A 24,724-nucleotide genomic window follows, 5' to 3' on the forward strand; every position below is an offset into this window, starting at 1 on the left:
GCCGCCCGTCGGTGCCGGGCGGTCGGCCCGGTCCGTCAGACCGCCGGGCTCAGGTGCCGCGCGAAGAACCGCACGGCGCTGTCGGCCTCGAACCGTGGCAGCTCCTTGTGCCGCCCGGCGTTGGCGTGGAGGGTCTTCTCCGTCGACGCGAACGCGTCGAAGAGCTCCAGACCGGCCTCGCGGTCGATGTGCTGGTCGTCCCACTGCAGGTCGAACTCGATCGGCACGGTGACCTGCCGCGCGAGCGGCACGAGCGCGTCGGGCCAGAACTGCCCCAGCACGGCGGCGCCGATCCGCGGCTCAGCGACCAGCAGGGGCACCCCGATCGCCGTGCCCATGTTGATGCCGTAGTAGCCGACCGGGCCGTCCCCGACCTCGGGGAGCTCCTGGAGCGCATCGAGCACGGTCCGCCACTCGGGCACGGCCTGCTCGGCGAGGGCGCCGTTGTACCGGACGACGATCGGACCGACGGGCTCGCCGACCTCCATCGCCTCCTGCATGGCGTCGATCTCGCGGTCGTCGTACGCGGTGCGCGGACGCCCGCCGTGCCCGGGCGCGTCGAGCGAGGCGGCGACGAAGCCGCCGTCGACGACGAGCCGACGGGCCCGGCCGACCATGGCGGGCGCGGTGCGATGGGTACCGCCCCCGTGGCCCAGCAGGACGAGGGGCGCGGGTCCGACGGCGTCGGCCGCCGACCAGAGAGCCCCGGTGAGCTCACCGACGGTGAACTCGCGCTGCACGACGCCGTCGACGGTCGTCGTGGTGGTGAAGAGAAGAGTGTTCATGGGTCTGTCCTCTCGGGAGCACGTGGTGACGGTGCTCCCGGCGACCCCTACGTCGTCCGACCCGCCGCGACCGCGAGCGGAGCACCCAGCGTTGCTGCGAACATCGGGCACCACCTCCTCGGTCGGGTCACGGCGCGTGCCAGGCTACGCCGCGGGTCGACGGCGGCCCAGCGGTTTTCACCGGCCGTCACCGCGGGCGCGGGGTCGCGTCAGCTCTGGGCGGCCTTGATCGCGGCCTCGCACTCGGCCTTCGTGCTGGGCACCTCGGACGCGTCGATGCCGTCCGTCGCCCGGTTCTTCGGAGTGGCCGGGGCGGTCGGCTTCTTCGTGCTCGGGCTCGTGGTGCTGGGCGCCTTCGTGCTCGTGCCCGACGTGCTGCTGTGCGTGCCGCCCGAGGAGGTCTTCTTCTTCTCGGACGCGACGAGCGGCTTGTCCTCCTTGAGCTTCTTCCACACGCCCGCCGCCGACGGCGCCCACTGAACCTTCGACAGAGGCTGCGGAGGGTAGGCCTCGTAGGGGATCGTGAGGAACACGACGTCGTCGAGCGACACATGGCGGAGGCTCCACCCGAGCCCGACGAGGTTCTTGAGGCTCGACAGGTTGCTGCTCGTGGTGAGGGACTTGGTCGCGGCGTCGAGGAACGACAGCAGCTTGGGGGCCGACGTGAGGACGTTCTGGTCGACGAGCTTGGTGAACATCGCGCTGACCATCTCCTGCTGACGCAGGATGCGGCTCGTGTCGCTGCCGTCGAGCCCCTCGCCCTTGCGCGCACGCGCGTACCCGAGGGCCTTCTTGCCCTTGAGCGTCTGCCAGCCCGGGTCGAGCACGAGGTGGTTCGCCTCGGGCGAGTCGATGTGCCGGGTGATGCACATCGGCACGCCGTCGAGCGCGTCGATCATGCCGGCGAACCCGGCGAAGTCCACGACCACGAACCCGTCGAGGTGGAGGCCGGTGTCCTTCTCGACCGTCTGCCAGGTGCACAGTGCCCCGCCCGCGACGGAACCGGTCGCGTCCGCGCCGTACGCGAACGCCGCGTTGAACATCCCGACCGCGTACTCCCGGGTCGTCGTGCCCTTCTCGTCGACCTTGCACGCCGGGATGTGGACCATCGAGTCGCGCGGGATCGAGACGACCTCGACGCGCTTCCGGTCGGCCGAGACGTGCAGGATCATCGTCGTGTCCGAGCGCTGGCCCACCTCGCCGTCGCCGACCTCCTTCGCGTTGGCGCCCCCGCGCGAGTCCGAGCCGAGCACCAGGATGTTGAGGTCGTTCCCGGCGTCCGGGTCGTTCGGGTCGTCCGGGGTGTGCGTCGGCTTGCCGAGCACCGCCTCGACGTCGATGCCGTGGACGTTGCCCTGGTAGTGCCGCGCGAGCGCCCAGGCGCCGGTGCCCACGGCGGCGACGGCGCCGACCACGACGAGCGAGAGGACCTTGACGAGCCGGTGCGTGTGACGGGCACGCGCGTGCGCGGGCGGGCGGGCGGAGCCGTCGTCGGGCGCAGGCTGTGTGGCAGTCGTCACATTCGGAGCGTAGGCCCGGAACGCGAGGTTCCTCTATCCGGCGCGTGGTGGAACTGTGAGGGCCCTGGGCAAACGTGCGCGCAGGTCAGCGCTGGTTCTCGAAGAACGTGCGCAGGAGGTGCCCGCACTCCTCGTCGCGCACGCCGCCGACCACCTCGACCCGGTGCACGCTCCGGGGGTCGCGGACGAGGTCCCACACCGAGCCGGTCGCCCCCGCCTTCGGGTCCCACGCCCCCAGCACGACGCGCGGCACCCGGGCCAGGACGATCGCGCCCGCGCACATCGCGCACGGTTCGAGCGTGACGACGAGCGTGCAGCCGTCGAGCCGCCACCGGCCCAGCGTCGCCGCCGCCGCGCGCAGCGCCATGACCTCGGCGTGGGCCGTCGGGTCCCCGGTCGCCTCCCGCGCGTTGCGCCCCGCCCCCACGACGACGCCGTCCGAGTCCACGACGACGGCACCCACGGGCACGTCCCCGGTCGCCGGGGCGGCGCCGGCCTCGACCAGCGCGAGGCCCATCAGGTCGTCGAATCGCCGCGGGTCGCCGTACACGTCCCCAGCCTCGCAGATCGGCGCAACCGCGCGCTCCGTCGGCCGTCGCGCCGGTACCGTGGGCACATGCGCACCATCGTCGTCGACCACCCGCTCGTGGCCCACAAGCTCGCCGTGCTGCGGGACGAGAGCACCCCGTCTCCCACCTTCCGCCATCTGGTGGACGAGCTGGTGACCCTGCTCGCGTACGAGGCGACGCGGGAGGTCCACGTCGAGGCCCGCGAGATCCGCACCCCGGTGGCCACCACCCAGGGCGTCTACATCTCCGACCCGCCCCCGCTGATCGTGCCGATCCTGCGCGCGGGGCTCGGCATGCTCGACGGCATGACCCGCATGGTCCCGAAGGCCGAGGTCGGGTTCCTGGGCATGGTGCGCAACGAGGAGACCCTCCAGGCGACGACGTACGCGAACCGGCTGCCCGACGACCTCACGGGCCGCCAGTGCTTCCTCGTCGACCCGATGCTCGCGACCGGCGGCACCCTGGTCGCCGCGATCGAGTACCTCCTCGACCTCGGGGCTCGGGACGTCACCGCGGTCTGCCTGCTCGGTGCCCCCGAGGGCCTCGCCGCCGTCGAGGCCGCCGTCGGCCACCGCGCCGAGGTGACGGTCGTGGTGGCCGCCGTCGACGAGCGGCTCGACGAGCGCGGCTACATCGTGCCGGGGCTCGGCGACGCCGGCGACCGGCTGTACGGCGTCGTCTGACCGCGCACGCCGCCCGTCACGATGTCTCGCATCGCGAGACATCGCGCCGCATGTCTTGGCTCGCACCGTGAGACGTGCGACTCTGCCTGTGTGAACGAGCAGCCGACCCTCGCAGCGCCCCTGAGCGCTGCCGTCGGCATGCCTCGGTGTCCTCGCGTCTGTTGTTGCGCCTGACCCTCCCTCGCCCCCGGGCGAGCTCGCGCTCCACGCGTCCCACGACGCACCCAGACGCCCGCCCCGGGCCCGCACGGCCCGGCCGCACCCCGAGGTTCACCCATGACGCTCGTCTCCGACTCCCGTCCCGCCGCCCAGCGCGCGCCCCGCACGAGCCCTCCCGGCTTCGTCCTCTACGTCGGCGTCGACCCGCAGACCGCTCACCGCAGCGGTGAGCTCGTCGAGCTCGCCGAGACGCTCAGCGAGTTCGCCCGCGAGTGGCTCCCCGACGCCGAGACCTACACCGCCCTCCGGCTCACGGACGCCCCGGCGGGACTCGCTCCCGCCACCCGCGACCGGACCGCCGCTCCCGCCCGACCGACCGCACCTCACCGGCCCGGCTCGCCCGCGGCCCGGCGGGTCGCCGAGGCTCCCGCCGTCCGGCACGACGACGTCTCGGCCTTCCGCGAGCGGCTCGCGCACATCTCGACCGTGCCCCGCCTGGTGATCGACACCCGCGGGCGCAGCGTGACCGTCGACGACCGGTCCGTGCACCTCACCTACAAGGAGTTCGAGCTGCTCGTGCACCTCGCGCGGTCGCCCGAGCGACCCGTCACACGCGACGAGCTGCTCGACACCGTGTGGGGCCACGACGCCGTCCGCGAGGGCACGCGCACCATCGACGTCCACGTCCGGCGGGTCCGCGAGAAGCTCGACGTCGGCCACGTCATCACGACCGTGCGCGGCGTGGGCTACCGGTTCGCGACGGCGGCCGAGGTCGTCCTCCAGGGCTGACCGCCGACCGCGCTCAACCCTCGAGCGACCAGGGCCGCGGGAGCCCGAAGAGGCGCGCCACGTCGTTCGCGCGAGGCGGCGTGAGCAGCGAGAGCCGGTGCTTCCAGAGCACGCCGTAGTCGAGCCGCCAGACGTCGCCGCCGTACGTCACGCGGTCGCCCTCGTCGTAGACACCGGGGGACCACGCCGGGACGCACCGCACGCCGTCGACCGGCAGCGTGAACGTCTGGCCGGCCGCCCTGACCGTGACGACGACGCCCTGCTCGCCGACCGTCTGCTCGACGGTGGCCGTCTCGCCCGCCGGGACGGTCACGTTCTCTGTCGGGTCGCCCTGGCTCGTCACGTGGAACCGGACGTCGACGGACGAGTCCCGGTTGTCGAGCAGGATCACGACCGGCGCCGACGACTGCTGCGTGCGCCGGTCGAACGTGCACTCCCCCACCGACGCGACCGACGCCGCGGGGTGCGTGCAGTCGGGCGCGTCGTAGGCGACGTCGTCGGAGGCGGTGAACCCGTCGCGCCAGGCCGTGAGGTGGACCGAGCCGCCGCGGACGTCGCCGTCGTCGTCGCGACCGGCCTTCGTCACGACGTCGACCGAGCCGTGCGCCGGGACGAGCACCGACCGCGCGCCCTCGACCTTCACCCAGACGTCGCGCGACGACCCGTTGGCGAGGGTCACGGTGACGGTGCCGTCGCACTGGGCCGACGCCGAGGCGCTGCCGGCCCAGCGCGCCTCGGACGTGACCTGGACGGACGCGCTCGACGGCGGGGCGCCCCACGCGTCGAACGTCACGCCCACCGTGTCCTGGGCGGACGAGTCGCGCCGGACGTCGACGGTCAGGTCGAGCCGCAGCGTGGCCGTGGCGCCGGGCGCGAGCGAGCGGTCAGCGACGACCGTGCGACCCCAGCCGTGGAAGTCGCCGCGCACGCGGTCGACCGTGAAGCCGTCAGGGAGGTCGAGGCGCGCGACCAGCCCGCGCGCGCGGGCCGTGCCGTCGTTCGTGACCGACGCGGTCACGGACACGTGGCCGGGGTTCGCGACGGTGACGGCGTCGCCGTCGTGCGCGTCGAGCACGGGCTTGCCCGGGCACGGGTTCGCGACGTAGCGCACCGTCTGCGTCGTGGTGACGCCGTCACGCGTGAAGGTCACGTCGACCGAGGCCGAGCGCCCGTGCCGGCCGTCGTACCAGCCGTGGTGGTGGGCCTCGTAGGTCACGGGGACGTCGACGAGCTGGTCGCCGCCGGTGCCGACCTTCTGGGTCACCCCGTTCGCGCTCGCCGTGAACGCGGCGACCGAGCCGTTGCCGACGTCGATCGTAAGCGTTCCCTCGCCAGGGTGCTCCCACCCGACGCACTGGACGGCGCCGTGCGCGGTCGCGGTCGCGCCCGTCCACGGGTCCTCGACGGCGAGCTGCTGAGTCCAGGAGGCGGTCGGGTGCGTCGCGTTCGCGTCCCCCGGGTTCCCGACCGCGAAGGCGACCTGCACCGGCCCCGACGCGGCGCCGTCGCGCGTGGTGAGCGCGAGAGGGAGGCTCGCCTTGTCGCCCGCTGCAAGCGAGCCGACGAGCGTCCACGTGCCGTCGCCGGTCTTCGTCCAGCCGTCGCCCACCCCGACCGCGACGCCGGCGGGCGCCGTGACCGTGGCCGTGACACCCGTCGCAGCGACCGAGCCGGCGTTGGTGACCCTCGCGGTGGTGGCCGTCGTGTCGGGGTTCGCGAGGGTCGTCGAAGCGGCGTCCTCGGAGGAGAGGGAGGGCGCGCACGGGTCGGCGACATAGCTCGCGGACGGCGCGGTGAAGGTCCGGACCGTGCCGTCGACGGTGCGCCGGAACGTCACGCTGACGTCCTGAGCGCCACTGCCCGCGTACGTGACGGCGAGCGGCGCGGACGCCGAACCACCCGAGCCGACCGTGACCGGGTCGCTCGTGACCGCGCCGGTCGTGGCCGTCGCCGAGGCCGCGACGCTCGATCCGTTCGCGACCGGGGCGGTGACGGTCGCGCGGCCGACCTTGTCCGTTTCCGGCCCGGCACACTGCAGCGCCGGCGTGCCGACGGTCGCGCCCTGCCAGGGCTGCTCGACCGTCAGACCGGCGGAGACCGTCGGCGTCGTGCTGTCGGCGACGGCGCCGCGGACCGTCAGGGTCGCCTGGCCGGCGCCGGCGGGCGCGGTCCCCGACGCGCCGCCGGGACCGTCGGCCACGACGTGCGAGGTGAGCGTCGCGGTGCCACCGCTGGGCAGCGAGAACCCGTCCGGGACCCGCCAGACGGTGCCGCCGAACCCGTCGACCGCCGTCCACGCACCACCGCCGCTGACGCTCGTCACGCGGACCCCGTCGGGGACGGTCAGCGCGACCGTCGCGCGGGACGGGGACCCCGCGTCGCCCGTGTTGGTGAGCCCGAAGGCCACGTCGCCCTCGCCCGGGTTCGCGACGGTGACCGCCGAGAGCGCGGACGGCACGAGGTTGGCGCTGTGGACCGTCGGGTCCTGCGGCGCCCAGCTTCCCGTCCACGGCGACGTGTAGCCGTCCGCGGAGATCCGCCACGCGAAGCCGCCGAAGCTGCGCGACTGCGGCGTCATGCTGATGGCCACGCCGACCTGCGAGCCCGGGTCCAGCGAGGCGAGGTGGCACGTCACCGTGGGGCCGGTGTCGGTGCCTGCGGGCGTCACGGCGCACGTGCCGTCGGGCACGTCGAGCCGGAGCGCCGCGCTCACGACGCCGCCGCCCGCACCCCCGGTGCCGCTGGGCAGCAACGTCGCGGTGTCGGCGTCGACCGACTGCGGGAGCTGGACGGTCAGGTCGACGTCGTGCGCCGTGGTGCCACCGCTGTTCGACGCCGTCAGCGACATCTGCGTCGTCGAGCCGACCGTGAAGGTCGGGGCGCCGTCGAGGCCCAGCGCCAGGCTCGCGGGCGCGGCGACCGGCGGGGGCGTGGGGGCAGCGGTCGGCTCGGTCGGGGCGAGGGTCGGCGGCGGCACGACGACGGACGGCGGCATCGTCTGCGCGGCCGACGGGAAGGTCGGCGCGACGGTCGTCGGCGACGTGAGGTCGGGGGCCGTCGGCTCGCTCGACGGCGCCGGTTCGGCAACCGGCGCGGCGGTGGCTTCCGGGCTCGAGAGCGGCACCTCGAGCGACGGCACGGGCACCTCGGCCTCCGGCGACGCCCCCCGGTGCGAGAAGACGCCGAGGCCGGCCGCCACCCCCAGCCCGACGGCCGCCGTCAGCCCGACCGTCACGACGGTGGCCGTGACGGGTGCGGCCGCGAAGAAAGCGGCGAGCCCGGTCGCGCCCGCCGTGGCGCTGCCCCCCGCGCCGGCCGCCGCCGCACCGCCCGTGGCACCCGCGCCCGAGGCGGCCGCGCCGACGCCCGAGCCCACGCCCGAGCCGGTCGCCGCCGCACCGGAGCCGGTCGCCGCCGCACCCGAGCCGGTCGCCGCGCCGGCACCGGCACCGCCCGCGCCCCCGGCGGCACCCGCACCACCTGCGGCGCCCGCACCTGCCATGCCGCCGAGCGGCAGCGCGTGCCCGACGAGCGCCATCGCGCCCGTGCCGAGCACGAGCGGCGCGATCACGCCACGCATGCCGTGGGCGACGTCGCCCAGCTCGAGCACGAGGGCGCGGCAGTCGCCGCAGCCCTCGAGGTGGGCCTCGACCTGCGCCGTCTCGCGCTTGGCGAGACCGCCGCGCACGTACGAGCCGAGAAGCCCGTTGACCGCCTGGCACCCCTCGTCGGCCGTTCCGCTCAGGTGCTGCTGCAGGTACGCCTGGCGCAGGCCCTCGCGGGCCCGGTAGGCGAGCGCGGAGACGCCGTTGGCCGTGAGCCCGAGCAGCGGCGCGATCTGCGCCGGCGTGAGGCTCTCGACCTCCGTGTACCAGAGCACGGCCTGCCAGCGCTCGGGCAGACCCCGATACGCACGGCTGACCACGGACCGCTCGAAGCCCTCGAGCGCGGGCTCCTCCGTCGAGGCGGCCAGCCCGAACGACGACTCGTACATCGTCCAGTCGTCCGTGGGCCGCTGACGCCGGCTGCCCTCGGTCAGCCCGTACGCGGTGTGCCGGACGACGGTGAACAGGTACGCGCGGAACGCGAGGTCGGGCCCGCCGCCCGACTGCAGCACCGACAGCACCTTCGCGAACGCGTCCGAGACGACGTCGTCGGCGTCCGCGGGCCTCGAGACGTACTGTCGCGCGACCGCCGCAGCCGCCGAACTGTGGCGCTCGTAGAGCTCGCCGTAGGCGTGCTTGTCCCCGGCACGAACTGCCGCGATGAGCTCGGCGTCGCTCGCCGCGCTCGAGGTGCCGGGGTCGAGGGCCGTCATTACGGGGTGGTGCTCCAGTCGTCGGACGCCCCCACATCGTAGACGCGCGCGCCACGCGAGACCATGGCCCGAGCGGGCGAAACACGAGAGACGCCTCGATCGGTCCGGGACCGGTTTCACCCGCTCCCGCCGCGTCATGAATCCGTTCCACGTCGGTCTCATCCGCATGACCCATGGACGACTGCCGCCGCTCGAGGCGCCCGCGCAGCGTCTTCGCGACCGCTGGAGGGACGAGAGCCTCGCCGCGGTGTGGCTGCACGACGGCGACTGGTACCACCCTGCGGTGGACGCCCTCGCCGAGGGGATCGTCGAGAAGCGCGACGTCACCGGCGCCGCGGAAAGACTGGGGCGCGCCCGCGCCGCGCTCGGTGTGGGCATCGGCGAGGCGCTGGACGACGTCGCGTGCCTCTACGCCGCGGCGGGGACCGAGCCAGGCCCTGACGTGCTGCGGGCCGTGAGCGTCGGCTGGGTCGTCGGGAACGAGACGGCGCCGGCACCCGTCGGGCTGGTGGACCCGTGGTCCGGGCTGCCGACGCTCGACTACCTGCTGCTGAGGCTGCGCGAGACCTACGGCGAGGCAGGACGACAGGGGAAGGACCCGACGACGACGCACGCCCTCGTGGTGGTCGACGTCGCGGTCGACCAGCTCACGGCGTTCCAACGGCTCGCGCGCGCGGCCGCCATGGGCAAGGTCATGGCCGACTCGTTCGGCGAGGGCCACCCGATGGCCGTCGCCGCGCCGGGGGTCTTCGTCGCGCTCGTGCCACGGGACGCCGAGCTCGGCACGCATGTGACGCTCCTGCGGGCGGCCGTGGACCGCGCCGCGCGGGACCGAGCCGTGTCCGCGGTCGTGCGCCGGCCTCCCCGCGTGTGGGTCGAGGGCCTGCCGGCGTCGGTGGACGACGTCCCGGCCCTGCTCGGGGCCTCCGGCGCCGCCTGAGCCCTGTCCGGGTCAGCGCGGGCTGAACGTGAGGCAGTCCGCGTGGTCTGCGCTCGCAGCCCCCGGGCCCACGCGGACCGACGCCGCGCCGCACTCGAGGTGGTCGTTGTGCGAGCAGTCCGTGCGCTGGCACGCCCCGACGAAGGTCATCACCTTCGGCAGCCCGCCCTTGACGTCCAGCGGGATGAAGGTCGCGCACTCGGCCTCGCCGCTGTCGCGCCCCCCGATGGTGACCGCGGCGGCGTGGCACGCGGTGTGGTCGTTGTAGGAACAGCCGAGCACGGTGCACTCGGTGACCCGGGGCATCTCCATCGTGGCCATGACATCCTCCTGGGCGGCGGTCGGAAGGGCTTCCACGCCCGACGCTATTCCCCGGAATGACATTCCGCCAGCAAGGAAGTGCTGCCTTACCGATGTCATTAACAAATGTTATTCGGTGACATTTCAGTTGCGTAATTCGCGCCCACCCGCGGCGGCGCTGGTCAGAACGGCGACCAGCGGACGAGCGCGCCGCGCTCCTCGACCTCCGGCACGCTGGCTCGGCGTCCGCGCGGCACGATCACCACGTCGCCCGACGACGCCGCGGCGAACACGCGGCGCCCCGGGTCGGCGCGCAGAGCCAGCGCCTCGAGCATCCCCTCGAGGCGCTCGACCCGCTCCTCCAGCGCGAGGATCTTCTTGATCCCCGCGAGGTTGATGCCCTCCTCGTGCGAGAGGCGGTACACCTCGCGCAGCTTGGCGACGTCGCGCGGCGAGTACCGGCGACCGCGCCCCCGCGCCCGCCGGGGCGACACGAGGCCGAGCCGGTCGTACTGGCGCAGCGTCTGCGGGTGCATGCCCGCGAGCGCGGCCGCCTCCGAGATCACGAACCGTGGCTCGTCGTCGTTCACGTCGCGCCTCCTTCCGCGGGCCCGGCCCGGCCGATCACTGCGCCGCGCGCTGGGCGAGGTCCGAGCGCACGTCGTCGTCCGACGTCTGGGCCGCGAACTCCTCGACGGCCTGCTTGGCCGCCTTGGAGAGCTTCTGCGGCACCGCGACCTGCACGGTGACGTAGAGGTCGCCGGTGCCCTTGGCGGTCTTGACGCCGCGGCCTTTGACGCGCAGCGTCCGGCCCGACGGCGTCCCCGACGGGACCTTGAGGCGCACCGTCTGCCCGTCGAGGGTCGGGACCTCGATGGTGGTGCCGAGGGCCGCCTCCGGGAACGTGACGGGGACCGTCATGCGCAGGTTCTTCGGGTTCGCCGGGTCGATCGAGAACACCGGGTGCGGGGTCACGTGGACCGTCACCACGAGATCACCCGCGGGGCCGCCCGTGGGACTCGGCCGGCCCTTGCCGGCGAGCTTGATCTTCTGCCCGTCGCGGACCCCAGCGGGGATGCGCGCGCGCACGGAGCGGCCGTCGACGTCGAACGTCACCTCGGAACCCTCGACGGCCGTGCGGAACGCGAGCGTCGTCGACGCGGCGATGTCCTGGCCGCGCGTCGGCGCCTGCCGCCCGTACGGGCCGGCCGCGCCGCCGCCGAAGAGGCCCGAGAGGATGTCCTCGAAGCCGCCCCCGCCCGCACCTCCGGACGAGTAGCGCACCCGCTGGCCGCCGGGAGCGCCGCCCCCGAACATGCCGCCGAACATGTCCTCGAACCCGCCGGCTCCGGCGCCGCCGCCAGGGCCCCCGGCGGAGAAGCGGGCGCCGCCGCCTGCCATCGCCCGGACCGCGTCGTACTGCTGACGCTGCTCGGGGTCCGACAGGACGGCGTACGCCTCGCCGATCTCCTTGAACTTGGCCTCGGCGCTGGCGTCACCCTGGTTCTGGTCGGGGTGCCACTGGCGCGCGAGCTTGCGGTACGCCTTCTTGATGGCGGCGTCGTCCGCGTCCTTGGGGACGCCGAGAGCCGCGTAGAAGTCCTTCTCGAACCAGTCCTGCCCGGTCACGGCGTCCTCCTCCTCGTTCCGATCGTTCGTGCCTTCCCTCGGTGGGTCAGCTCTCCGGCCCGACGACGGCGACGTTCGCCGGCCGGACCACCTTGTCGCCGATCTTGTACCCGGACTCGATGACGATGCTGATCGTCGTCGAGGTCGCGTCCGCGTCGGCCTGGTGCATGAGCGCGTGGTGCAGGTTCGGGTCGAACTCCTCGCCGACCCGCCCGAACCGCTCGACGCCGTACTTGGCGAGGACGCCGTCGAGCTTGTCCGCGATCGCGGCGAACGGCCCGGTGAGGTCGCCGGCCGAGCGGGCGCGGTCGACGTCGTCGAGCACCGGGAGCAGCGCCACGAGGACGTCCTCGACGCCGCGCGAGCGCGACGCCTCGGACTCGCGCTTGGCACGGTTGCGGTAGTTCACGAACTCCGCGCGCTCACGCTGCAGCGCGTCCAGGTGGGCCGCCGCCTCGGCCTGCGCCGCGGCGAGCTCGGTGTCGACGCCGTCGAGCGCGTCGCCCTGCCCCGGCTCGAAGTCGAGGTGGTCGATGCCCTCGCCGCCCGGGGCGGCGCCGTCGGGCGTGCCCGACGACGCAGCCTGGCGCGGCTCGCCCGTCTCCGGGTCGATCCGGCGCTTGTCGGTGAAGTGGAACGGGGTGCCGGAGGAGGACTCCTCCTCCGGCACGTCCGGGGTGTTCCCTGAGGTCGTCACTTCTTGTCGTCCTCGTCCACGATCTCCGCGTCGACGATGTCCTCGTCAGGAGCGGAGCCCGCGCCCGCGGCGGCGGTCGCGTCGTCCTGGGCCGCACCGGCGTTGCCGGCCGCCTGCTCCTGCTCGGCCGCCGCGTACAGCGCCTGGCCGATCTTCTGGCTCGACGCGCCGAGCTTCTCGTGCGCGGCCTTGACGGCGTCCGCGTCGTCGCCCTCGAGGGCCGACTTCACGGCGGCGATGTCCGCCTCGACCTCGGACGCGACGTCCGCGGGGATCTTGTCCTTGTTGTCGTTGACCAGCTTCTCGGTCGAGTACACGAACGCCTCGGCCTGGTTGCGGGTCTCCGCCTCCTCGCGACGCTTCTTGTCCTCGGCCGCGTGCTCCTCGGCCTCCTTGACCATGCGGTCGATGTCGTCCTTCGGCAGCGCGGAGCCGCCGGTGATCGTCATCTTCTGCTCCTTGCCGGTGCCGCGGTCCTTGGCGCCGACGTGGACGATGCCGTTCGCGTCGATGTCGAAGGTGACCTCGATCTGCGGGACGCCGCGCGGGGCCGGCGCGATGCCGGTCAGCTCGAACGTGCCGAGCGGCTTGTTGTCGCGCGCGAACTCGCGCTCGCCCTGGAAGACCTGGATCAGCACGGAGGGCTGGTTGTCCTCGGCCGTCGAGAAGACTTCAGAGCGCTTGGTCGGGATGGCCGTGTTGCGCTCGATGAGCTTGGTCATCACGCCGCCCTTGGTCTCGATGCCGAGCGACAGCGGGGTCACGTCGATGAGCAGGACGTCCTTGCGGTCGCCCTTGATGACGCCGGCCTGCAGCGCGGCACCGACGGCCACGACCTCGTCCGGGTTGACGCCCTTGTTGGGCTCCTTGCCGCCCGTGAGCTCCTTGACGACGTCCGTCACCGCGGGCATGCGGGTCGAGCCGCCGACCAGGACCACGTGGTCGATCTCGGACACGGAGACGCCCGCGTCGGAGATGACCTTGTGGAACGGGGCCTTGGTGCGGTCGAGGAGGTCCTGCGTCATCTGCTGGAACTGGGCCCGGGTGAGCTTCTCGTCCAGGTGGATGGGGCCGTTCTCGCTCATCGAGAGGTACTGCATGGAGATCGTCGTGCTCGTGGCCGACGACAGCTCCTTCTTGGCCTGCTCGGCAGCCTCGCGGAGTCGCTGGAGCGCGATCTTGTCCTTGGACAGGTCGACGCCCGAGCTGTTCTTCACCTGCTTGATGAGGTGCTCGACGATCCGGTTGTCCCAGTCGTCGCCGCCGAGGCGGTTGTCGCCCGAGGTCGCGCGGACCTGGATGGTGGAGAAGTCGTCCTCGTCCTTGCCGACCTCGAGGAGCGAGACGTCGAAGGTGCCGCCGCCCAGGTCGAAGACGAGGATGAGCTCGTCCTCCTTGCCCTTCTCGAGGCCGTACGCGAGCGCGGCCGCGGTCGGCTCGTTGACGATGCGGAGCACGTTGAGGCCCGCGATCTGGCCGGCGTCCTTGGTGGCTTGGCGCTCGGCGTCGTTGAAGTACGCCGGGACGGTGACGACCGCGTCGGTGACGGGCTCACCGAGGTACTCCTCGGCGTCGCGCTTCAGCTTGCCGAGCACGCGGGCGCTGATCTCCTGCGCGGTGTACTTCTTGTCGTCGATCTCCGCGGTCCAGTCCGTGCCCATGTGGCGCTTGACCGACGAGATGGTGCGGTCCACGTTCGTGACCGCCTGGCGCTTCGCGACCTCGCCGACGAGGACCTCGCCGGTCTTGGAGAACGCGACCACCGACGGGGTGGTGCGCGAACCCTCGGCGTTCGCGATGACCGTGGGCTCACCGCCCTCGAGGACCGCGACGACCGAGTTGGTGGTGCCGAGGTCGATGCCGACTGCACGTGCCATGTGTGTTGCCTCCTGTGTTGCCGAGGTGCGCCCCGGCCGGGTTGAGTCTGCTGCACTCAAGGTAGACACGCCGTCGTCGAGCACGCAAGCTCGCGGCGGCCAAACTTGAGTCTGTCTCGCTCAACCTTGGCGAACTCGGGGGTATTCCCCCGGGCACCGGCGGGAGCGGGCCGCCGTGACGACCTGCCGCGTAGAGCACCCCACCGACCTGGCGGATTCCGTTGTCCGTTCGCGAGAACTGCAACGGAATCCGCCAGGTCGGCGGGCGGCGGGGTCCGCCGAAGTCGAGCCTCAGGCCCTCGTCCATCCGCATGCGAGGGTGTTCGCGTGACTGCTGCGCCCGAGGCGTACCCACCGCCGCCGATCCCCGGCCAGGTGCCGGCACGCGCGCGCCGCGTGAGCGTCGTGACGCACACGGAGGCCACCCATCACGTGGAACACCGGGTCGGCGGCCAGTTCGACTCGAGCCTGACGCCGCATGGGCGACGCGATGCGAACGCGATCGCCGAGGCACTCCGGGCCCGGATCGATCAGTCCGCTCGGGTCACCCTCGCGACGTCCGACCTGCGGCGCGCGCGCGAGACGGCCGCCGTCGTCGGACGAGCGCTCGGCACCGACCCGGTGCTCGACCCGCGGCTGCGCGAGAAGTCGTACGGCGAGGCTGGCGGCCGCCCGCAGGCCTGGCTCGATGCGCGGTTCGTGCCGCACTCGTCTCCGTCACTGAGGCCTGCGAGCGCCGAGCGGCCGGCGGCTCAGTCCACGGGTGCGACCCGGATGAGGTTGCCGTCCGGGTCGGAGATCACGAACGTCCGGCCGAACGGCTCGTCGTGCGGCTCAGCCACGACCGTGACGCCCTTCGCGATCCAGCGCGCGAAGATCGCATCGACGTCCTCGCCCGCGGGCACGGCGACGCAGACCTCGGACGTGCGCGGCGTCTGGGGGACCGACGCGTCCGAGACCCCGGACCAGACGGCGAAGTCCACGCCCGGCGCCACGCGGAACACGATGTAGCCGGGCGTGGTGAGCGTGGGCTCGAGCTCGAAGAGGTCGGCGTAGAAGGCCGCGGCCTTCGGCGCGTCGGCGACGTAGGTGATGAACAGGTTCGGGGCGGTCATCGGTGCTCCTGGGTTCGGCGTGGTGCGGACGAGACCAGGGAATCGAGATATCGCGACAGAACCTGTCATGTTTTCCGCGGAGACTGGGTACGTGAAGTCGTCGCGCCTGCTCAACCTGCTGCTGCTGCTCCAGGTCAGCCCCCGCATGACGACGGGCGCCCTCGCGGAGCGGCTCGAGGTGTCCCGCCGCACCATCCTGCGCGACGTCGAGGCGCTGTCCGCCGCGGGCGTCCCGGTGTACGCCGAACGGGGCCGCACCGGCGGGATCGTGCTGCTCCCCGGGGCACGCCTCAACGTCTCCCACCTCGACCCGCCGGAGCTCGAGGCGCTCGCGCTGGTCGGCCTCGACGCGACCCGTCGCGCCGAGCTCGGGCTGGGGGCCGTCTCCGAGACGGCCGCACGCAAGATCGCCGCCCGGCGGGGCACCGCACCGCCGTCGCTCGCCGACCTCGTCGTCGTCGAGCAGGACGGCTGGTTCTCCGCGGACGGTCCCGCGGCGGTGGACGTCGCCGACCTCGCGCTCGCGCTCCGCGGCGCGAACCGGGTGCGGGTGCGTTACCGCCACAGCGGGACCGCCCGCGAGCGCGACATCGTCGTGGACCCGTACGGCCTCGCAGCCAAGGCGGGACGCTGGTACCTGGTCGCGGACCACGACGGGCGGCCGCACCTGTACGCCCTCACGCGGCTCGTGTCGTTCGACGTCCTCCCCGGGGCAGTCCAGCACCGCGGGGGCGTGACCCTGCGGTCCGCCTGGGACGAGCTCAAGGCGGGGGTCGAGGCTCCGGGCACCGTCGCGGTGACCGCTCGCCTCCGGGCGGACCGGGTCGACCTGGCGCGACGGATCCTGGGCGCGAGGCTCACGGACGCCGGTCCCGCGGTGGACGGGTGGTGCCTCGTCCGGTTCCTGGTCCACCAGGTCGAGGGCGTCGTCCAGCTCCTCCAGTTCGGCGGGCACCTGGAGGTACTGGACCCGCCGGAAGCGCGCCGGCACGTCGCCGAGGTCGCCGCCGCCGTCGCGGCGCGCCACTCCGGTGCGGTCGGCTGACGGCACGGCGTACAGGCGGCCCGTCACCGGACACGCATGCGACCTGCGCTACTCCGCGCGCGGCAGCCCCTGCGCCTGCTCCCACTGCTCCCGAGTGATCTCGTACCGGAGACCCCCGAGCTCGGCGCCCTCGACCGCGAGCATGTCCTCGGGCGTCTCCAGCTTCTCGGTGACGACCATCCCGACCTTCTCCATCACGCGCTGCGACGTGCGGTTCAGGGCCATCGTCTCGCCCCACACCATGCGGACGTCGAGCTCGGTGAACGCCTTGGAGAGCAGGGCCGCGGACACCTCGGTGGCAAGGCCCCTGCCCCAGGCGGCCTGCCGCAGCCGGTACCCGAGCTCGGCCTCGTCAAGAGGCCCGTCGCGCTCGGGACGCAGGCAGAACCAGCCGACGAACGCGTCGTCCGTCGTCTCGTGCGCAGCGAAGACCCCGAACGCACCGGCCCACCGGTCGTAGGCGGCGATGATGCCCGGCACACCGTGGTCGCGGTAGTCCTCCAACGGGGTCGGGACGCCGCCCGAGAGGTAGCGCATGACCTCGGGATCGCTGTCGAGCTCGGTCAGCAGGTCGGCGCCGTCGTCGGCGGCGAAGCGGCGGAGCGTCACGCGCTCGGTCTGCAGGTACGGGTCCATGGCGGCAAGCATCACCCCGCCGGAGCGGGGGAACCACGGTATTTCGGACGTCGCGTCGGGCTCAGAGCAGCTCGACGCTGTCGGCCTGCGGCCCACGGTCGCTCTGACGCACCTTGTACCGGACGCGGTCGCCCTCCTCCAGCACCTCGTTGCCGCGCACGACCGACACGTGCACGAAGAGGTCCTCGCCGCCGGCGTCGGGGGTGATGAAGCCGAAGCCGCGCTCCTCGTCGTAGCGCGCGACCGTGCCCTCGCCGCCGCGCACCGGCGCGCCCGGCGCACCGGGACGGCCCGACCGGCCGCGGTCGTTGCCTCCGCGCCCGCCACCGCGTCCGCTCCCGGAGCCACGCACGAGCTGCACGTTGCGGGCGTTCGGGCCCTTGTCGCCGTCGACGACGTCGAACGTCACGCGCTCGCCCTCGGCGAGCTCGGTCAGCCCTCCCCCGAGCGCGCTGACGTGGACGAACACGTCCCCGCCGCCCGCGTCGGGGACGACGAACCCGAAGCCCTTGACGTCGTCGTACCAGGACACGGTGCCGTCCGCGCCGTCGGACGCGGGCTGCGCGGCCTCGGCCCCGAGCGGGAGCAGGTGGTCCGCCTGAAGGCCCTTCTCGCCCTCGACGATCAGGAACGCCACCCGCTGGCCCTCCGAGACCACGCCGCCCCCGACGATGGCCGAGCTGTGCAGGAAGATCTCCGTGCCGCCGCCGTCGGGCGTGACGAAGCCGTAGCCCTTGGCGGGCTCGTACCAGCTGACGGTTCCCAGCACCCCGAGGGTGGCGTCCGCTGCCCGCTCGCCCGTGACACGGACGTGGCGCGCCTGCGGCCCGCGGTCGCCCTCGCCCACCTCGAACTCGACGGCCTGCCCCTCGCGGAGCTGCTTGGGCCCGTCGCCGCCGACGATCTCGGACGCGTGGACGAACAGGTCCTCGGCATCGTTCCCGAGGTCGATGAAGCCGAACCCTCGGTCGGCGTCGAACCATCGGACAGTTCCCTGGGGCACCGTGGACTCCTTGTCGCAGCAGATGTTGCTACCCCCATTGTCCCCGACCCGGGCAGGCCACGGGACGGCACGCGTGCTCGCCCGGGTCGCCGGCGACGTCGCCGACGCCGCCGACGCCGCCGGGTGGAGCAGGAGGTCGGGGCGCGGCACCGTCGGACGACGGCTCGCAGGGACGCGAGCCCGGTGGCGTCAGGCGCGCTGACGACTCCTCGCCCACCGCCAGATCACGGTGACGACGATCGCGCCGACGATCGAGCCGACGACGCCGCTCGGGCGGAACGCGAGACCGTCGCCGGCGATCAGGCTCGCGAGCAGTCCGCCGACGAACGAGCCGACCAGACCGGCGACGATGGCCATCGTCCAGTCGATGCCCTTCCCCTGCCGTCCGAGGATCAGCTGAGCGAGCGCTCCGACGAGCATGCCGAACAGGATGAGACCGATGATGAGCACGCGCCGAGGTTAGAACAGGTCGGCGCGCGGGGCGCGTCGGGCGACCACGACCGGTGGCGCCTCACGCCCCCTTCACCGCACCGGTCGCTGGCCGGCACCGTGACAGCCGCCGGCCCGAGGGGCCGGCCGCGTAGAATCCTCCGGGCCCGCGACACCGCGACGGGCTCTTCCCCATGCAGGACGGACGCCGCATGAGCGCGCACTCGACCACGTCGGCGGGACACCTCGACGCCACGACCACCGAGCAGACCGGCATCGACGCCGCCGACTTCGCGACCTTCCTGCGCGTCATGGACCAGGTCGCCGTCCTGCCGCAGACGCACACGCAGCACGCAGCCGCTCGACGCGCCTCGTCGGCGCTGTTCAAAGCGGCGAAGAAGCACCGCCGCACCGAGCGACGCCGGGAACAGGCCACGGCGGACGCCGCCGTCTTCGCGGCGACGGCGACCGCGAGCCCTGGGCGGATCGACGACGAGACGAACGGCCTGCCCCTGACGTCGACGTCGACCGGCGCCGTCGCGGGCACCCTGCGCCGCGCGCGCGGCTGCTACGTCTGTAAGCAGGACTACACGGTCGTCGACGCGTTCTACCACCAGCTCTGCCCCGACTGCGCGGCGCTGCACCACGCCAAGCGCGACGCCCGCACCGACCTCAGCGGACGCCGGGCCCTGCTGACCGGCGGCCGCGCCAAGATCGGCATGTACATCGCGCTGCGACTCCTTCGCGACGGCGCGGACCTCACGATCACGACCCGCTTCCCCCGCGACGCCGTCCGGCGGTTCAGCGCGATGGAGGACTCCGGCGACTGGCTGCACCGGCTGCACGTCGTCGGGATCGACCTGCGCGACCCCGCGCAGGTCGTGGCGCTCGCGGACCACGTCGCAGCGCAGGGACCGCTGGACGTCCTCATCAACAACGCCGCGCAGACCGTGCGCCGCTCGCCCGGCGCGTACACGCGGCTCGCCGACGCCGAGCAGGCCCCCCTGCCGGCCGAGGCCGCACGCATGATCACGACCTTCGGCCACACGAGCGACGCCCACCCCCGCGCGCTCGCCGGTTCCGTGAGCGAGCTCACGAGCCCCGCGCTCGCGATCGAGCGGGCGGCCCGCGCCGCCGACGAGCTCACGGCGCAGTCCCTGACCGCGGAGGCCGCGAGCCTCGAGCGGCTCGTAGCGGGGACCTCGATCGACGCCGGCGGGCTGATCCCCGACGTGGCCACGACGAACAGCTGGGTCGCCACCGTCGAGCAGGTCGACCCGATGGAGCTGCTCGAGGTCCAGCTGTGCAACCAGACCGCGCCGTTCATCCTGATCAGCCGTCTGCGTCCCGCCCTCGCCGCGTCGCCCGCCCGGCGGACGTACATCGTGAACGTGTCCGCGATGGAGGGGGTGTTCTCGCGCCGCTACAAGGGCCCGGGGCACCCGCACACCAACATGAGCAAGGCCGCGCTGAACATGCTGACACGCACCAGCGCGGAGGAGATGCTGACCGACGGCATCCTCATGACCGCCGTGGACACCGGGTGGATCACGGACGAGCGGCCCCACACCACCAAGGTCCGGCTCGCGCAGGAAGGCTTCCACGCTCCGCTCGACCTGGTCGACGGCGCGGCGCGGGTCTACGACCCGATCGTCCGGGGCGAGGCCGGCGAGGACCTGTACGGCTGCTTCCTCAAGGACTACGCGCGCTCCCCGTGGTGAGCGCGCGTCGGCAACCCGTCCTCGCCCCAGGAGGGCCACGGAGGGAACCTGGGCGCGGGAGACCTACGTCAGCCCGGCGGTGCTCTCCCGGACGGTGAGCCGGTGCGGCACGACGATCCGTTGCGCCGCGGCGCTCGCGGCCGTGCCGAGGCGGTCGGCCAGGCACTGCAACGCTCGGGCCGCGATCTGGGGCTTGTCCGGGGTCACCGTCGTCAGGGACGGCACCGCGTACCGCCCGTCCTCGATGTCGTCGAAGCCGACCACCGCGACGTCGTCCGGCACGCGCAGCCCGCGACGGAGGATCGTCCGCAGCGCCCCCAGGGCCAGCCCGTCGCTGAAGCAGAAGACGGCGTCCGGCGGCGTGGGACGCGCGAGGAGCGTCTCCATGGCACGGACGCCCTCGTCCCGGTGCAGCGTCGACACCGCGATCTCGAGGTCGCTGTCAGGCCTCATGCCTGCCTCCGACAACGCCAGCCGGTACCCGTCGAGCCGGTGCGCCGCGGTCGCGTTGGTCAGGTGCGGCTGCAGGCCCACGGCAGCGACGCGTCGTCGGCCCATGCCGATCAGATGAGCGGTGGCCGCGCGCGCCGCGGCGACGTTGTCGACCGTCACGTGGTCGGCGAGGCCCGCGGGGTCGCGTTCGCCCAGCACCACGAGCGGCCGTCCGCCGACGCGCCGCAGCACCTCCTCCGGAGCGAGCGACCAGGGACTCACCAGCAGCCCGTCGAGCCCTCGCCGCTCGGTGTCGTCGAGGAGCTGGCGCTCGCCCTCCGCGGTCCCCCCGGACTGCTCGACGAGGACCGTCCACCCGCGTTCGCGGGCGGCGTCGACGACGAGGCCCGCGAGCTCGGCGAAGTACGCGGAGGTGAGCTCGGGGACCACCAGGCCGACGACGCCGGTGCGGCCGCCGCGGAGCTGGCGCGCCGCGAGGTTGGGGCGGTACTGCAGCTCGTCGAGGACCCGCTGGACGCGCTCCCGGGTCGCGGGCGCCACGGGTCCGGCGCCGCTGATGACGTTGGACACCGTCCTGACCGAGACGCCCGCCCTCGACGCGACGTCCCGCAAGCTTGCTGCCACTTCCTCGCCCCTCCCCGGTGCCCGTCCCGACATCCTGCCACGGCCTCGCCGCACGGTCTTGCCACGTGGCATGCCACGTGGCAAAGTGAGGGCCGCACCGCTCGACGACGACGGACGAAGGAAGGTCACCGATGACCGAGACGACACGCACCTCCCCCACCCCCGATGAGCTCACCGAGGCGATCTACCGAGACGGGATCGTCGGCTGCAAGCAGGCGTTCTCGACCGCGTGGGCCGACCGGCTGCGCGAGGACGTCGAGGCAGCCTTCGAGGAGGCCCGGTCCCGCCCAGACGGCGCCGTCGGACGTGGCCCGAACCGCTACTACGTCGAGATCCACCCGGAGCAGATGCGGGGTTTCGTGGACCTCGTCGACCACCCCTGGGTCCGTCAGGTCTGCGAGGGCGTCCTCGGCCCGGACTACACGATCGTCGAGCTCGGCTTCGACGTCCCCTTCGCCGGCGCCGTCAACCAGCCCTGGCACCGCGACTTCCCGGCACCCGAGGAGACCCGGCGCGACCGGCGCCTCACGTCGCTGGCGATCAACGTGACCGCCGTCGACACGGACGAGGACATGGGCCCGTTCGAGATCGCCCCGGGGACCCAGTTCGACGACGGCGCCGACTTCGAGCACGAGATGTTCCCGGACAAGTCGACGTACGGGCGCTTCGAGGAGCGCGCCGTGCGCAAGTACCCGCAGCGGGGCGACATCTCGGCACGGTCGGCGTTGACGATCCACCGGGGGACGAAGAACCTCTCGGAGAGGTCCCGTCCGGTCCTCGTGCTCGGGGTCGACGCGCCCGGGGCCGGGAACGCCGAGCACCACGACCTCGCCGTCACGAAGGCGTACTGGGACACGCTGCCCGCCCGGGTCCGGGCGCACCTGTCCTGCCCGGTCGTCGACGAGCTCACACCGATCACGCAGAAGCACACCATCGAGGGGCTCGTCATGGGCGAGGCCTGACCCCGGACGGCCGGGCAGGGCGAGATCAGCTCAGCGAGCGCACCACGCGTGCCGGGTTGCCGACGGCGACCACGTTCGCGGGCAGGTCGCGCACCACCACGGACCCCGCGCCGACGACGGTGTTCTCCCCGATCGTCACGCCGGGGCACACGATGACGCCGCCACCGAGCCAGACGTTGTCGCCGATCGTGATGGGCCGCCCGCCCTCCCACCCGGCCCGACGCCGCTCGGGGTCGGTCGGGTGCGTGGGCGTCAGGAGCTGGCAGCCCGGTCCGATGAGGACGTCCTCGCCGATGGTGATCCGCCCGACGTCGGCGCACTGGAGCCCGTAGTTCACGAACGACCGCGCGCCGATGTGGGTCTGGTAGCCGAGGTCGCAGTAGAACGGCGGCCGGATGTCGGCACCCTCCCCGAACGTCCCGAGCAGCTCGGTGAACAGGGCGCGACGCTCGGCGTGGTCGAGCGGGTGCAGCGCGTTGATCCGGTGCTGGAGGTCGGCACGACGGCGGACGTCGGCGGCGATCTCCGGGTCGTCGGCCTGGTAGTCGTCGCCGGCGAGCATGCGCTCGCGCATCGTCCGGGTGTCCTCGGCGGCGCCGGTCTTCTCAGTCATCCGGACACTGTAGGAGACCGGCGAGGGCTCGCGGCCTAGCCTGGGAGGGAGGCGGACGGCCGGCGCCCGCCCATCCCTGCGGAGGCGTGCCATGGCGCACGGAGACATCACGCACATCGAGATCCCGGTCACCGACCTGGCGCGAGCCACGGAGTTCTACCAGGGGCTCTTCGGCTGGGAGATCTCGGCACCGCCCGGCTTCGAGGACTACCCCATGTGGCGGGCCCCGAACCAGATCAGCGGCGGCGCTCTGATGCAGCGAGCGGAGGGGTTCACCCAGCCACGCAGCTTCGTCGAGGTGGACTCGATCGACGACGTCCTGGCCCGCGCGTCGGCGCTCGGCGCCACGGTGGTCCAGGAGAAGGCCGAGATCACGCCGACCAGCTGGTGGGCGGCGTTCACCGACGCCGACGGGAACGTCGTCGGGCTGTACGAGGGCACCACGGACACCTGACCGGGCCGACCGCTCGGTCGTCGAGCCCCACGGACGCACGCCGAGGGGCCAGGGGCTCTGCGTGCCGACATCACCGCCCGTCGCCGGGACGGCCAGCCCTAGAATCGTTTCGATCCCCATGACCGAGACCCTCCCGCCTGCCCGGCCCTCCGCAGCCCTCGACGCGCCGCCCGTGAGCGAGCGCCGTGCCACCGTGATCCTCCTCGCGATGGCGCTGTCGACGTTCCTGTTCGTCACCGTGGAGTCCCTGCCGTCGGGCCTGCTCACGCTCATGGCGCCCGACCTCGCCCGGTCGACGTCGCAGATCGGGCTCCTCGTCACCGGGTACGCGCTCGTCGTCCTGGTGGCGTCCGTCCCCCTCGCGCACTGGACGCGCGGCGTCCCGCGACGCTGGGTGCTGTCGGCGTGCGCGGCGCTCGCCGCGGTCTCGACGCTCTGGGCCGCGCTCGCACCCGCCTACGAGCAGCTGCTCGCGGCCCGGCTCGTGACGGCGGCCGCGCAGGCGCTGTTCTGGGTCGCGGTCGTCCCGGCGACGACCGGCCTGTTCCGCCCCCTCGTGCGCGGCCGGGTCATGGCCCGGCTCGCGATCGGCAACTCGCTCGCGCCCGTGCTGGGCGTCCCCGCGGGCACGTGGCTCGGCGAGCACTCGTCGTGGCGCTGGACGTTCGCGGCGGTCGCAGGGCTGTCGCTCGTGGTGACCGTCGTCGTCGCCGTGCTGTTCCCCACGATCCCCCCGGCCGCGGGCGGGGCGAGCCGCGCCCCGCACCCGAGCGGGTCGCGGTTCGGCTTCCAGATGGTGACGACGGTGCTCGTGGTGACCGGTGCGTTCGGCGTCATCACGTTCGTCACGCAGTACCTCATCGACGTCGCCGGGTTCACCCAGGACGCCATGCCACGGCTGCTGCTCCTGCAGGGCGCCGCCGGCGTGGTGGGGGCGCTCGTCGTCGGGCGATTCCTCGACGCGCGGCCCGTCGGGGTGGTCCTCGTCGGGATGAGCCTGCTCGTGGTCGCGCTCGTCTGCCTGTGGGCGTTCGGCGAGCACCCTGCCGCCGCGGTCGGCTCGCTCGCGCTGTTCGGCTTCGCGTTCTCGACGATCCCGCCCGCGCTGTCGCACCGGGTCATGCTCGTCGCTCCCAGGTCGACGACCATGGGGATGGCGGTGTCGTCGTCGCTGTTCAACCTGGGCATCGCCTCGGGCTCGGGTCTGGGCGCCGCCCTCGTGGCGGTCGTCGGCGTGCGGACGGTCCCGCTCGCCAGCGCGGGCGCGGTGCTCCTGGCGCTGCTCGTCTCCCTCGCGGAGGAACGGTTCAACCCGCCGCTCGCGGTCGGGCGGTCGCTCACCTGAGCCCGGCGGCCCCCGGACGGCGCCGCGAGGTGTCGCGCGCCCGTGGCAGGCTCGAGGC

General features: G+C 73.4%; 23 protein-coding genes and 1 pseudogene. 9 read left to right on the plus strand and 15 right to left on the minus strand.

Annotated features, from left to right (window positions below):
- Window positions 1-35: 35 nt before the first annotated feature.
- From ACFT5B_RS06610 to ACFT5B_RS06620, 3 genes are all read right to left on the minus strand, one after another.
- Window positions 36-785, minus strand: coding sequence for an alpha/beta hydrolase (locus tag ACFT5B_RS06610; protein ID WP_386797190.1), 750 nt, complete (start codon window positions 783-785; stop codon window positions 36-38).
- 209 nt (window positions 786-994) lie between these two features.
- Window positions 995-2,305, minus strand: coding sequence for an LCP family protein (locus tag ACFT5B_RS06615; RefSeq protein ID WP_386797191.1), 1,311 nt, complete (start codon window positions 2,303-2,305; stop codon window positions 995-997).
- Between the two features lie 85 nt (window positions 2,306-2,390).
- A complete protein-coding gene (locus tag ACFT5B_RS06620) occupies window positions 2,391-2,822 on the minus strand; it encodes a nucleoside deaminase (RefSeq protein WP_386797232.1) in 432 nt (143 codons plus the stop codon).
- 99 nt (window positions 2,823-2,921) lie between these two features.
- Here ACFT5B_RS06620 and upp point away from each other — a divergent pair, with 99 nt between their 5' ends.
- Both upp and ACFT5B_RS06630 read left to right on the plus strand, forming a co-directional pair.
- Window positions 2,922-3,557 (plus strand): uracil phosphoribosyltransferase, encoded by a 636-nt coding sequence (gene upp / locus ACFT5B_RS06625; RefSeq protein WP_386797192.1) that lies wholly within the window; start codon window positions 2,922-2,924, stop codon window positions 3,555-3,557.
- 276 nt (window positions 3,558-3,833) lie between these two features.
- Complete coding sequence (locus ACFT5B_RS06630) at window positions 3,834-4,505, plus strand: winged helix-turn-helix domain-containing protein (protein ID WP_386797193.1); 672 nt, start codon at window positions 3,834-3,836, stop codon at window positions 4,503-4,505.
- A 13-nt stretch (window positions 4,506-4,518) separates the two neighbouring features.
- Here the strand turns inward: ACFT5B_RS06630 and ACFT5B_RS06635 are convergent, their stop codons facing one another.
- The gene (locus ACFT5B_RS06635) at window positions 4,519-8,823 is read right to left on the minus strand and encodes a sigma-70 family RNA polymerase sigma factor (protein WP_386797194.1); all 4,305 of its coding nucleotides are present in this window, start codon (window positions 8,821-8,823) and stop codon (window positions 4,519-4,521) included.
- Window positions 8,824-8,989: 166 nt separating this feature from the next.
- Here ACFT5B_RS06635 and ACFT5B_RS06640 point away from each other — a divergent pair, with 166 nt between their 5' ends.
- Complete coding sequence (locus ACFT5B_RS06640) at window positions 8,990-9,763, plus strand: hypothetical protein (RefSeq protein ID WP_386797195.1); 774 nt, start codon at window positions 8,990-8,992, stop codon at window positions 9,761-9,763.
- Window positions 9,764-9,775: 12 nt separating this feature from the next.
- Here the strand turns inward: ACFT5B_RS06640 and ACFT5B_RS06645 are convergent, their stop codons facing one another.
- From ACFT5B_RS06645 to dnaK, 5 genes are all read right to left on the minus strand, one after another.
- Entirely contained in the window at window positions 9,776-10,084 is a 309-nt protein-coding gene (locus tag ACFT5B_RS06645; protein ID WP_386797196.1) for a DUF1540 domain-containing protein, read from the minus strand.
- Window positions 10,085-10,245: 161 nt separating this feature from the next.
- The gene (locus ACFT5B_RS06650) at window positions 10,246-10,653 is read right to left on the minus strand and encodes a heat shock protein transcriptional repressor HspR (RefSeq protein ID WP_386797197.1); all 408 of its coding nucleotides are present in this window, start codon (window positions 10,651-10,653) and stop codon (window positions 10,246-10,248) included.
- 34 nt (window positions 10,654-10,687) lie between these two features.
- On the minus strand, window positions 10,688-11,692 hold the full coding sequence (locus tag ACFT5B_RS06655) for a DnaJ C-terminal domain-containing protein (protein WP_386797198.1): 1,005 nt from the start codon (window positions 11,690-11,692) through the stop codon (window positions 10,688-10,690).
- Window positions 11,693-11,738: 46 nt separating this feature from the next.
- Complete coding sequence (grpE, locus tag ACFT5B_RS06660; protein WP_386797199.1) at window positions 11,739-12,389, minus strand: nucleotide exchange factor GrpE; 651 nt, start codon at window positions 12,387-12,389, stop codon at window positions 11,739-11,741.
- Entirely contained in the window at window positions 12,386-14,266 is a 1,881-nt protein-coding gene (gene dnaK / locus ACFT5B_RS06665) for a molecular chaperone DnaK (protein ID WP_386797200.1), read from the minus strand. The genes grpE and dnaK overlap by 4 nt, the downstream gene beginning before the upstream one ends.
- A gap of 432 nt (window positions 14,267-14,698) precedes the next feature.
- Between dnaK and ACFT5B_RS06670 the strand changes: the two are divergent.
- Window positions 14,699-14,974, plus strand: a pseudogene (locus ACFT5B_RS06670) (histidine phosphatase family protein); the annotation flags it as partial.
- A 44-nt stretch (window positions 14,975-15,018) separates the two neighbouring features.
- Here the strand turns inward: ACFT5B_RS06670 and ACFT5B_RS06675 are convergent.
- Window positions 15,019-15,381 carry a VOC family protein gene (locus ACFT5B_RS06675; protein WP_386797201.1) on the minus strand — a complete coding sequence of 121 codons (363 nt, stop codon included), beginning with the start codon at window positions 15,379-15,381 and terminating at the stop codon, window positions 15,019-15,021.
- 91 nt (window positions 15,382-15,472) lie between these two features.
- Here ACFT5B_RS06675 and ACFT5B_RS06680 point away from each other — a divergent pair, with 91 nt between their 5' ends.
- Entirely contained in the window at window positions 15,473-16,426 is a 954-nt protein-coding gene (locus ACFT5B_RS06680) for a helix-turn-helix transcriptional regulator (protein WP_386797202.1), read from the plus strand.
- A 48-nt stretch (window positions 16,427-16,474) separates the two neighbouring features.
- Here the strand turns inward: ACFT5B_RS06680 and ACFT5B_RS06685 are convergent, their stop codons facing one another.
- The 3 genes from ACFT5B_RS06685 to ACFT5B_RS06695 all read right to left on the minus strand — a co-directional run bounded on the left by ACFT5B_RS06685 (window position 16,475) and on the right by ACFT5B_RS06695 (window position 18,515).
- Window positions 16,475-17,062, minus strand: coding sequence for a GNAT family N-acetyltransferase (locus ACFT5B_RS06685; protein WP_386797203.1), 588 nt, complete (start codon window positions 17,060-17,062; stop codon window positions 16,475-16,477).
- 61 nt (window positions 17,063-17,123) lie between these two features.
- Window positions 17,124-18,065 (minus strand): cold-shock protein, encoded by a 942-nt coding sequence (locus ACFT5B_RS06690; RefSeq protein WP_386797204.1) that lies wholly within the window; start codon window positions 18,063-18,065, stop codon window positions 17,124-17,126.
- 189 nt (window positions 18,066-18,254) lie between these two features.
- Window positions 18,255-18,515 carry a GlsB/YeaQ/YmgE family stress response membrane protein gene (locus ACFT5B_RS06695; RefSeq protein WP_386797205.1) on the minus strand — a complete coding sequence of 87 codons (261 nt, stop codon included), beginning with the start codon at window positions 18,513-18,515 and terminating at the stop codon, window positions 18,255-18,257.
- A gap of 191 nt (window positions 18,516-18,706) precedes the next feature.
- Between ACFT5B_RS06695 and ACFT5B_RS06700 the strand changes: the two genes are divergently transcribed.
- Window positions 18,707-20,215 carry an SDR family NAD(P)-dependent oxidoreductase gene (locus tag ACFT5B_RS06700; RefSeq protein ID WP_386797206.1) on the plus strand — a complete coding sequence of 503 codons (1,509 nt, stop codon included), beginning with the start codon at window positions 18,707-18,709 and terminating at the stop codon, window positions 20,213-20,215.
- Between the two features lie 63 nt (window positions 20,216-20,278).
- Here the strand turns inward: ACFT5B_RS06700 and ACFT5B_RS06705 are convergent, their stop codons facing one another.
- Complete coding sequence (locus ACFT5B_RS06705) at window positions 20,279-21,292, minus strand: LacI family DNA-binding transcriptional regulator (RefSeq protein WP_386797207.1); 1,014 nt, start codon at window positions 21,290-21,292, stop codon at window positions 20,279-20,281.
- A 131-nt stretch (window positions 21,293-21,423) separates the two neighbouring features.
- On the opposite strand from ACFT5B_RS06705, the gene ACFT5B_RS06710 reads away from it, so the two are divergent.
- Entirely contained in the window at window positions 21,424-22,254 is an 831-nt protein-coding gene (locus ACFT5B_RS06710) for a phytanoyl-CoA dioxygenase family protein (RefSeq protein ID WP_386797208.1), read from the plus strand.
- A 25-nt stretch (window positions 22,255-22,279) separates the two neighbouring features.
- On the opposite strand, the gene ACFT5B_RS06715 is transcribed toward ACFT5B_RS06710, so the two are convergent.
- Window positions 22,280-22,867: a sugar O-acetyltransferase gene (locus tag ACFT5B_RS06715; protein ID WP_386797209.1), complete on the minus strand. Its 588-nt coding sequence runs from the start codon at window positions 22,865-22,867 to the stop codon at window positions 22,280-22,282.
- Between the two features lie 91 nt (window positions 22,868-22,958).
- Here ACFT5B_RS06715 and ACFT5B_RS06720 point away from each other — a divergent pair, with 91 nt between their 5' ends.
- On the plus strand, window positions 22,959-23,321 hold the full coding sequence (locus ACFT5B_RS06720; RefSeq protein ID WP_386797210.1) for a VOC family protein: 363 nt from the start codon (window positions 22,959-22,961) through the stop codon (window positions 23,319-23,321).
- Window positions 23,322-23,439: 118 nt separating this feature from the next.
- Window positions 23,440-24,666 carry an MFS transporter gene (locus ACFT5B_RS06725; protein WP_386797211.1) on the plus strand — a complete coding sequence of 409 codons (1,227 nt, stop codon included), beginning with the start codon at window positions 23,440-23,442 and terminating at the stop codon, window positions 24,664-24,666.
- Window positions 24,667-24,724 lie beyond the last annotated feature (58 nt).

Origin of the sequence: Luteimicrobium sp. NPDC057192, assembly GCF_042670205.1 — a bacterium.
Classification (GTDB): Bacteria; Actinomycetota; Actinomycetes; order Actinomycetales; family Cellulomonadaceae; genus Luteimicrobium.

What these genes read in the sequence shown, in the direction of transcription:
- ACFT5B_RS06610 (WP_386797190.1), bottom strand. Translation starts at nt 785, where the DNA reads ATGAACACTCTTCTCTTCACCACCACGACGACCGTCGACGGCGTCGTG.
- ACFT5B_RS06620 (WP_386797232.1), bottom strand. Translation starts at nt 2,822, where the DNA reads ATGGGCCTCGCGCTGGTCGAGGCCGGCGCCGCCCCGGCGACCGGGGAC.
- upp (WP_386797192.1), top strand. Translation starts at nt 2,922, where the DNA reads ATGCGCACCATCGTCGTCGACCACCCGCTCGTGGCCCACAAGCTCGCC.
- ACFT5B_RS06630 (WP_386797193.1), top strand. Translation starts at nt 3,834, where the DNA reads ATGACGCTCGTCTCCGACTCCCGTCCCGCCGCCCAGCGCGCGCCCCGC.
- ACFT5B_RS06635 (WP_386797194.1), bottom strand. Translation starts at nt 8,823, where the DNA reads ATGACGGCCCTCGACCCCGGCACCTCGAGCGCGGCGAGCGACGCCGAG.
- ACFT5B_RS06640 (WP_386797195.1), top strand. Translation starts at nt 8,990, where the DNA reads ATGACCCATGGACGACTGCCGCCGCTCGAGGCGCCCGCGCAGCGTCTT.
- ACFT5B_RS06645 (WP_386797196.1), bottom strand. Translation starts at nt 10,084, where the DNA reads ATGGCCACGATGGAGATGCCCCGGGTCACCGAGTGCACCGTGCTCGGC.
- dnaK (WP_386797200.1), bottom strand. Translation starts at nt 14,266, where the DNA reads ATGGCACGTGCAGTCGGCATCGACCTCGGCACCACCAACTCGGTCGTC.
- ACFT5B_RS06675 (WP_386797201.1), bottom strand. Translation starts at nt 15,381, where the DNA reads ATGACCGCCCCGAACCTGTTCATCACCTACGTCGCCGACGCGCCGAAG.
- ACFT5B_RS06685 (WP_386797203.1), bottom strand. Translation starts at nt 17,062, where the DNA reads ATGGACCCGTACCTGCAGACCGAGCGCGTGACGCTCCGCCGCTTCGCC.
- ACFT5B_RS06700 (WP_386797206.1), top strand. Translation starts at nt 18,707, where the DNA reads ATGAGCGCGCACTCGACCACGTCGGCGGGACACCTCGACGCCACGACC.
- ACFT5B_RS06710 (WP_386797208.1), top strand. Translation starts at nt 21,424, where the DNA reads ATGACCGAGACGACACGCACCTCCCCCACCCCCGATGAGCTCACCGAG.
- ACFT5B_RS06715 (WP_386797209.1), bottom strand. Translation starts at nt 22,867, where the DNA reads ATGACTGAGAAGACCGGCGCCGCCGAGGACACCCGGACGATGCGCGAG.
- ACFT5B_RS06720 (WP_386797210.1), top strand. Translation starts at nt 22,959, where the DNA reads ATGGCGCACGGAGACATCACGCACATCGAGATCCCGGTCACCGACCTG.
- ACFT5B_RS06725 (WP_386797211.1), top strand. Translation starts at nt 23,440, where the DNA reads ATGACCGAGACCCTCCCGCCTGCCCGGCCCTCCGCAGCCCTCGACGCG.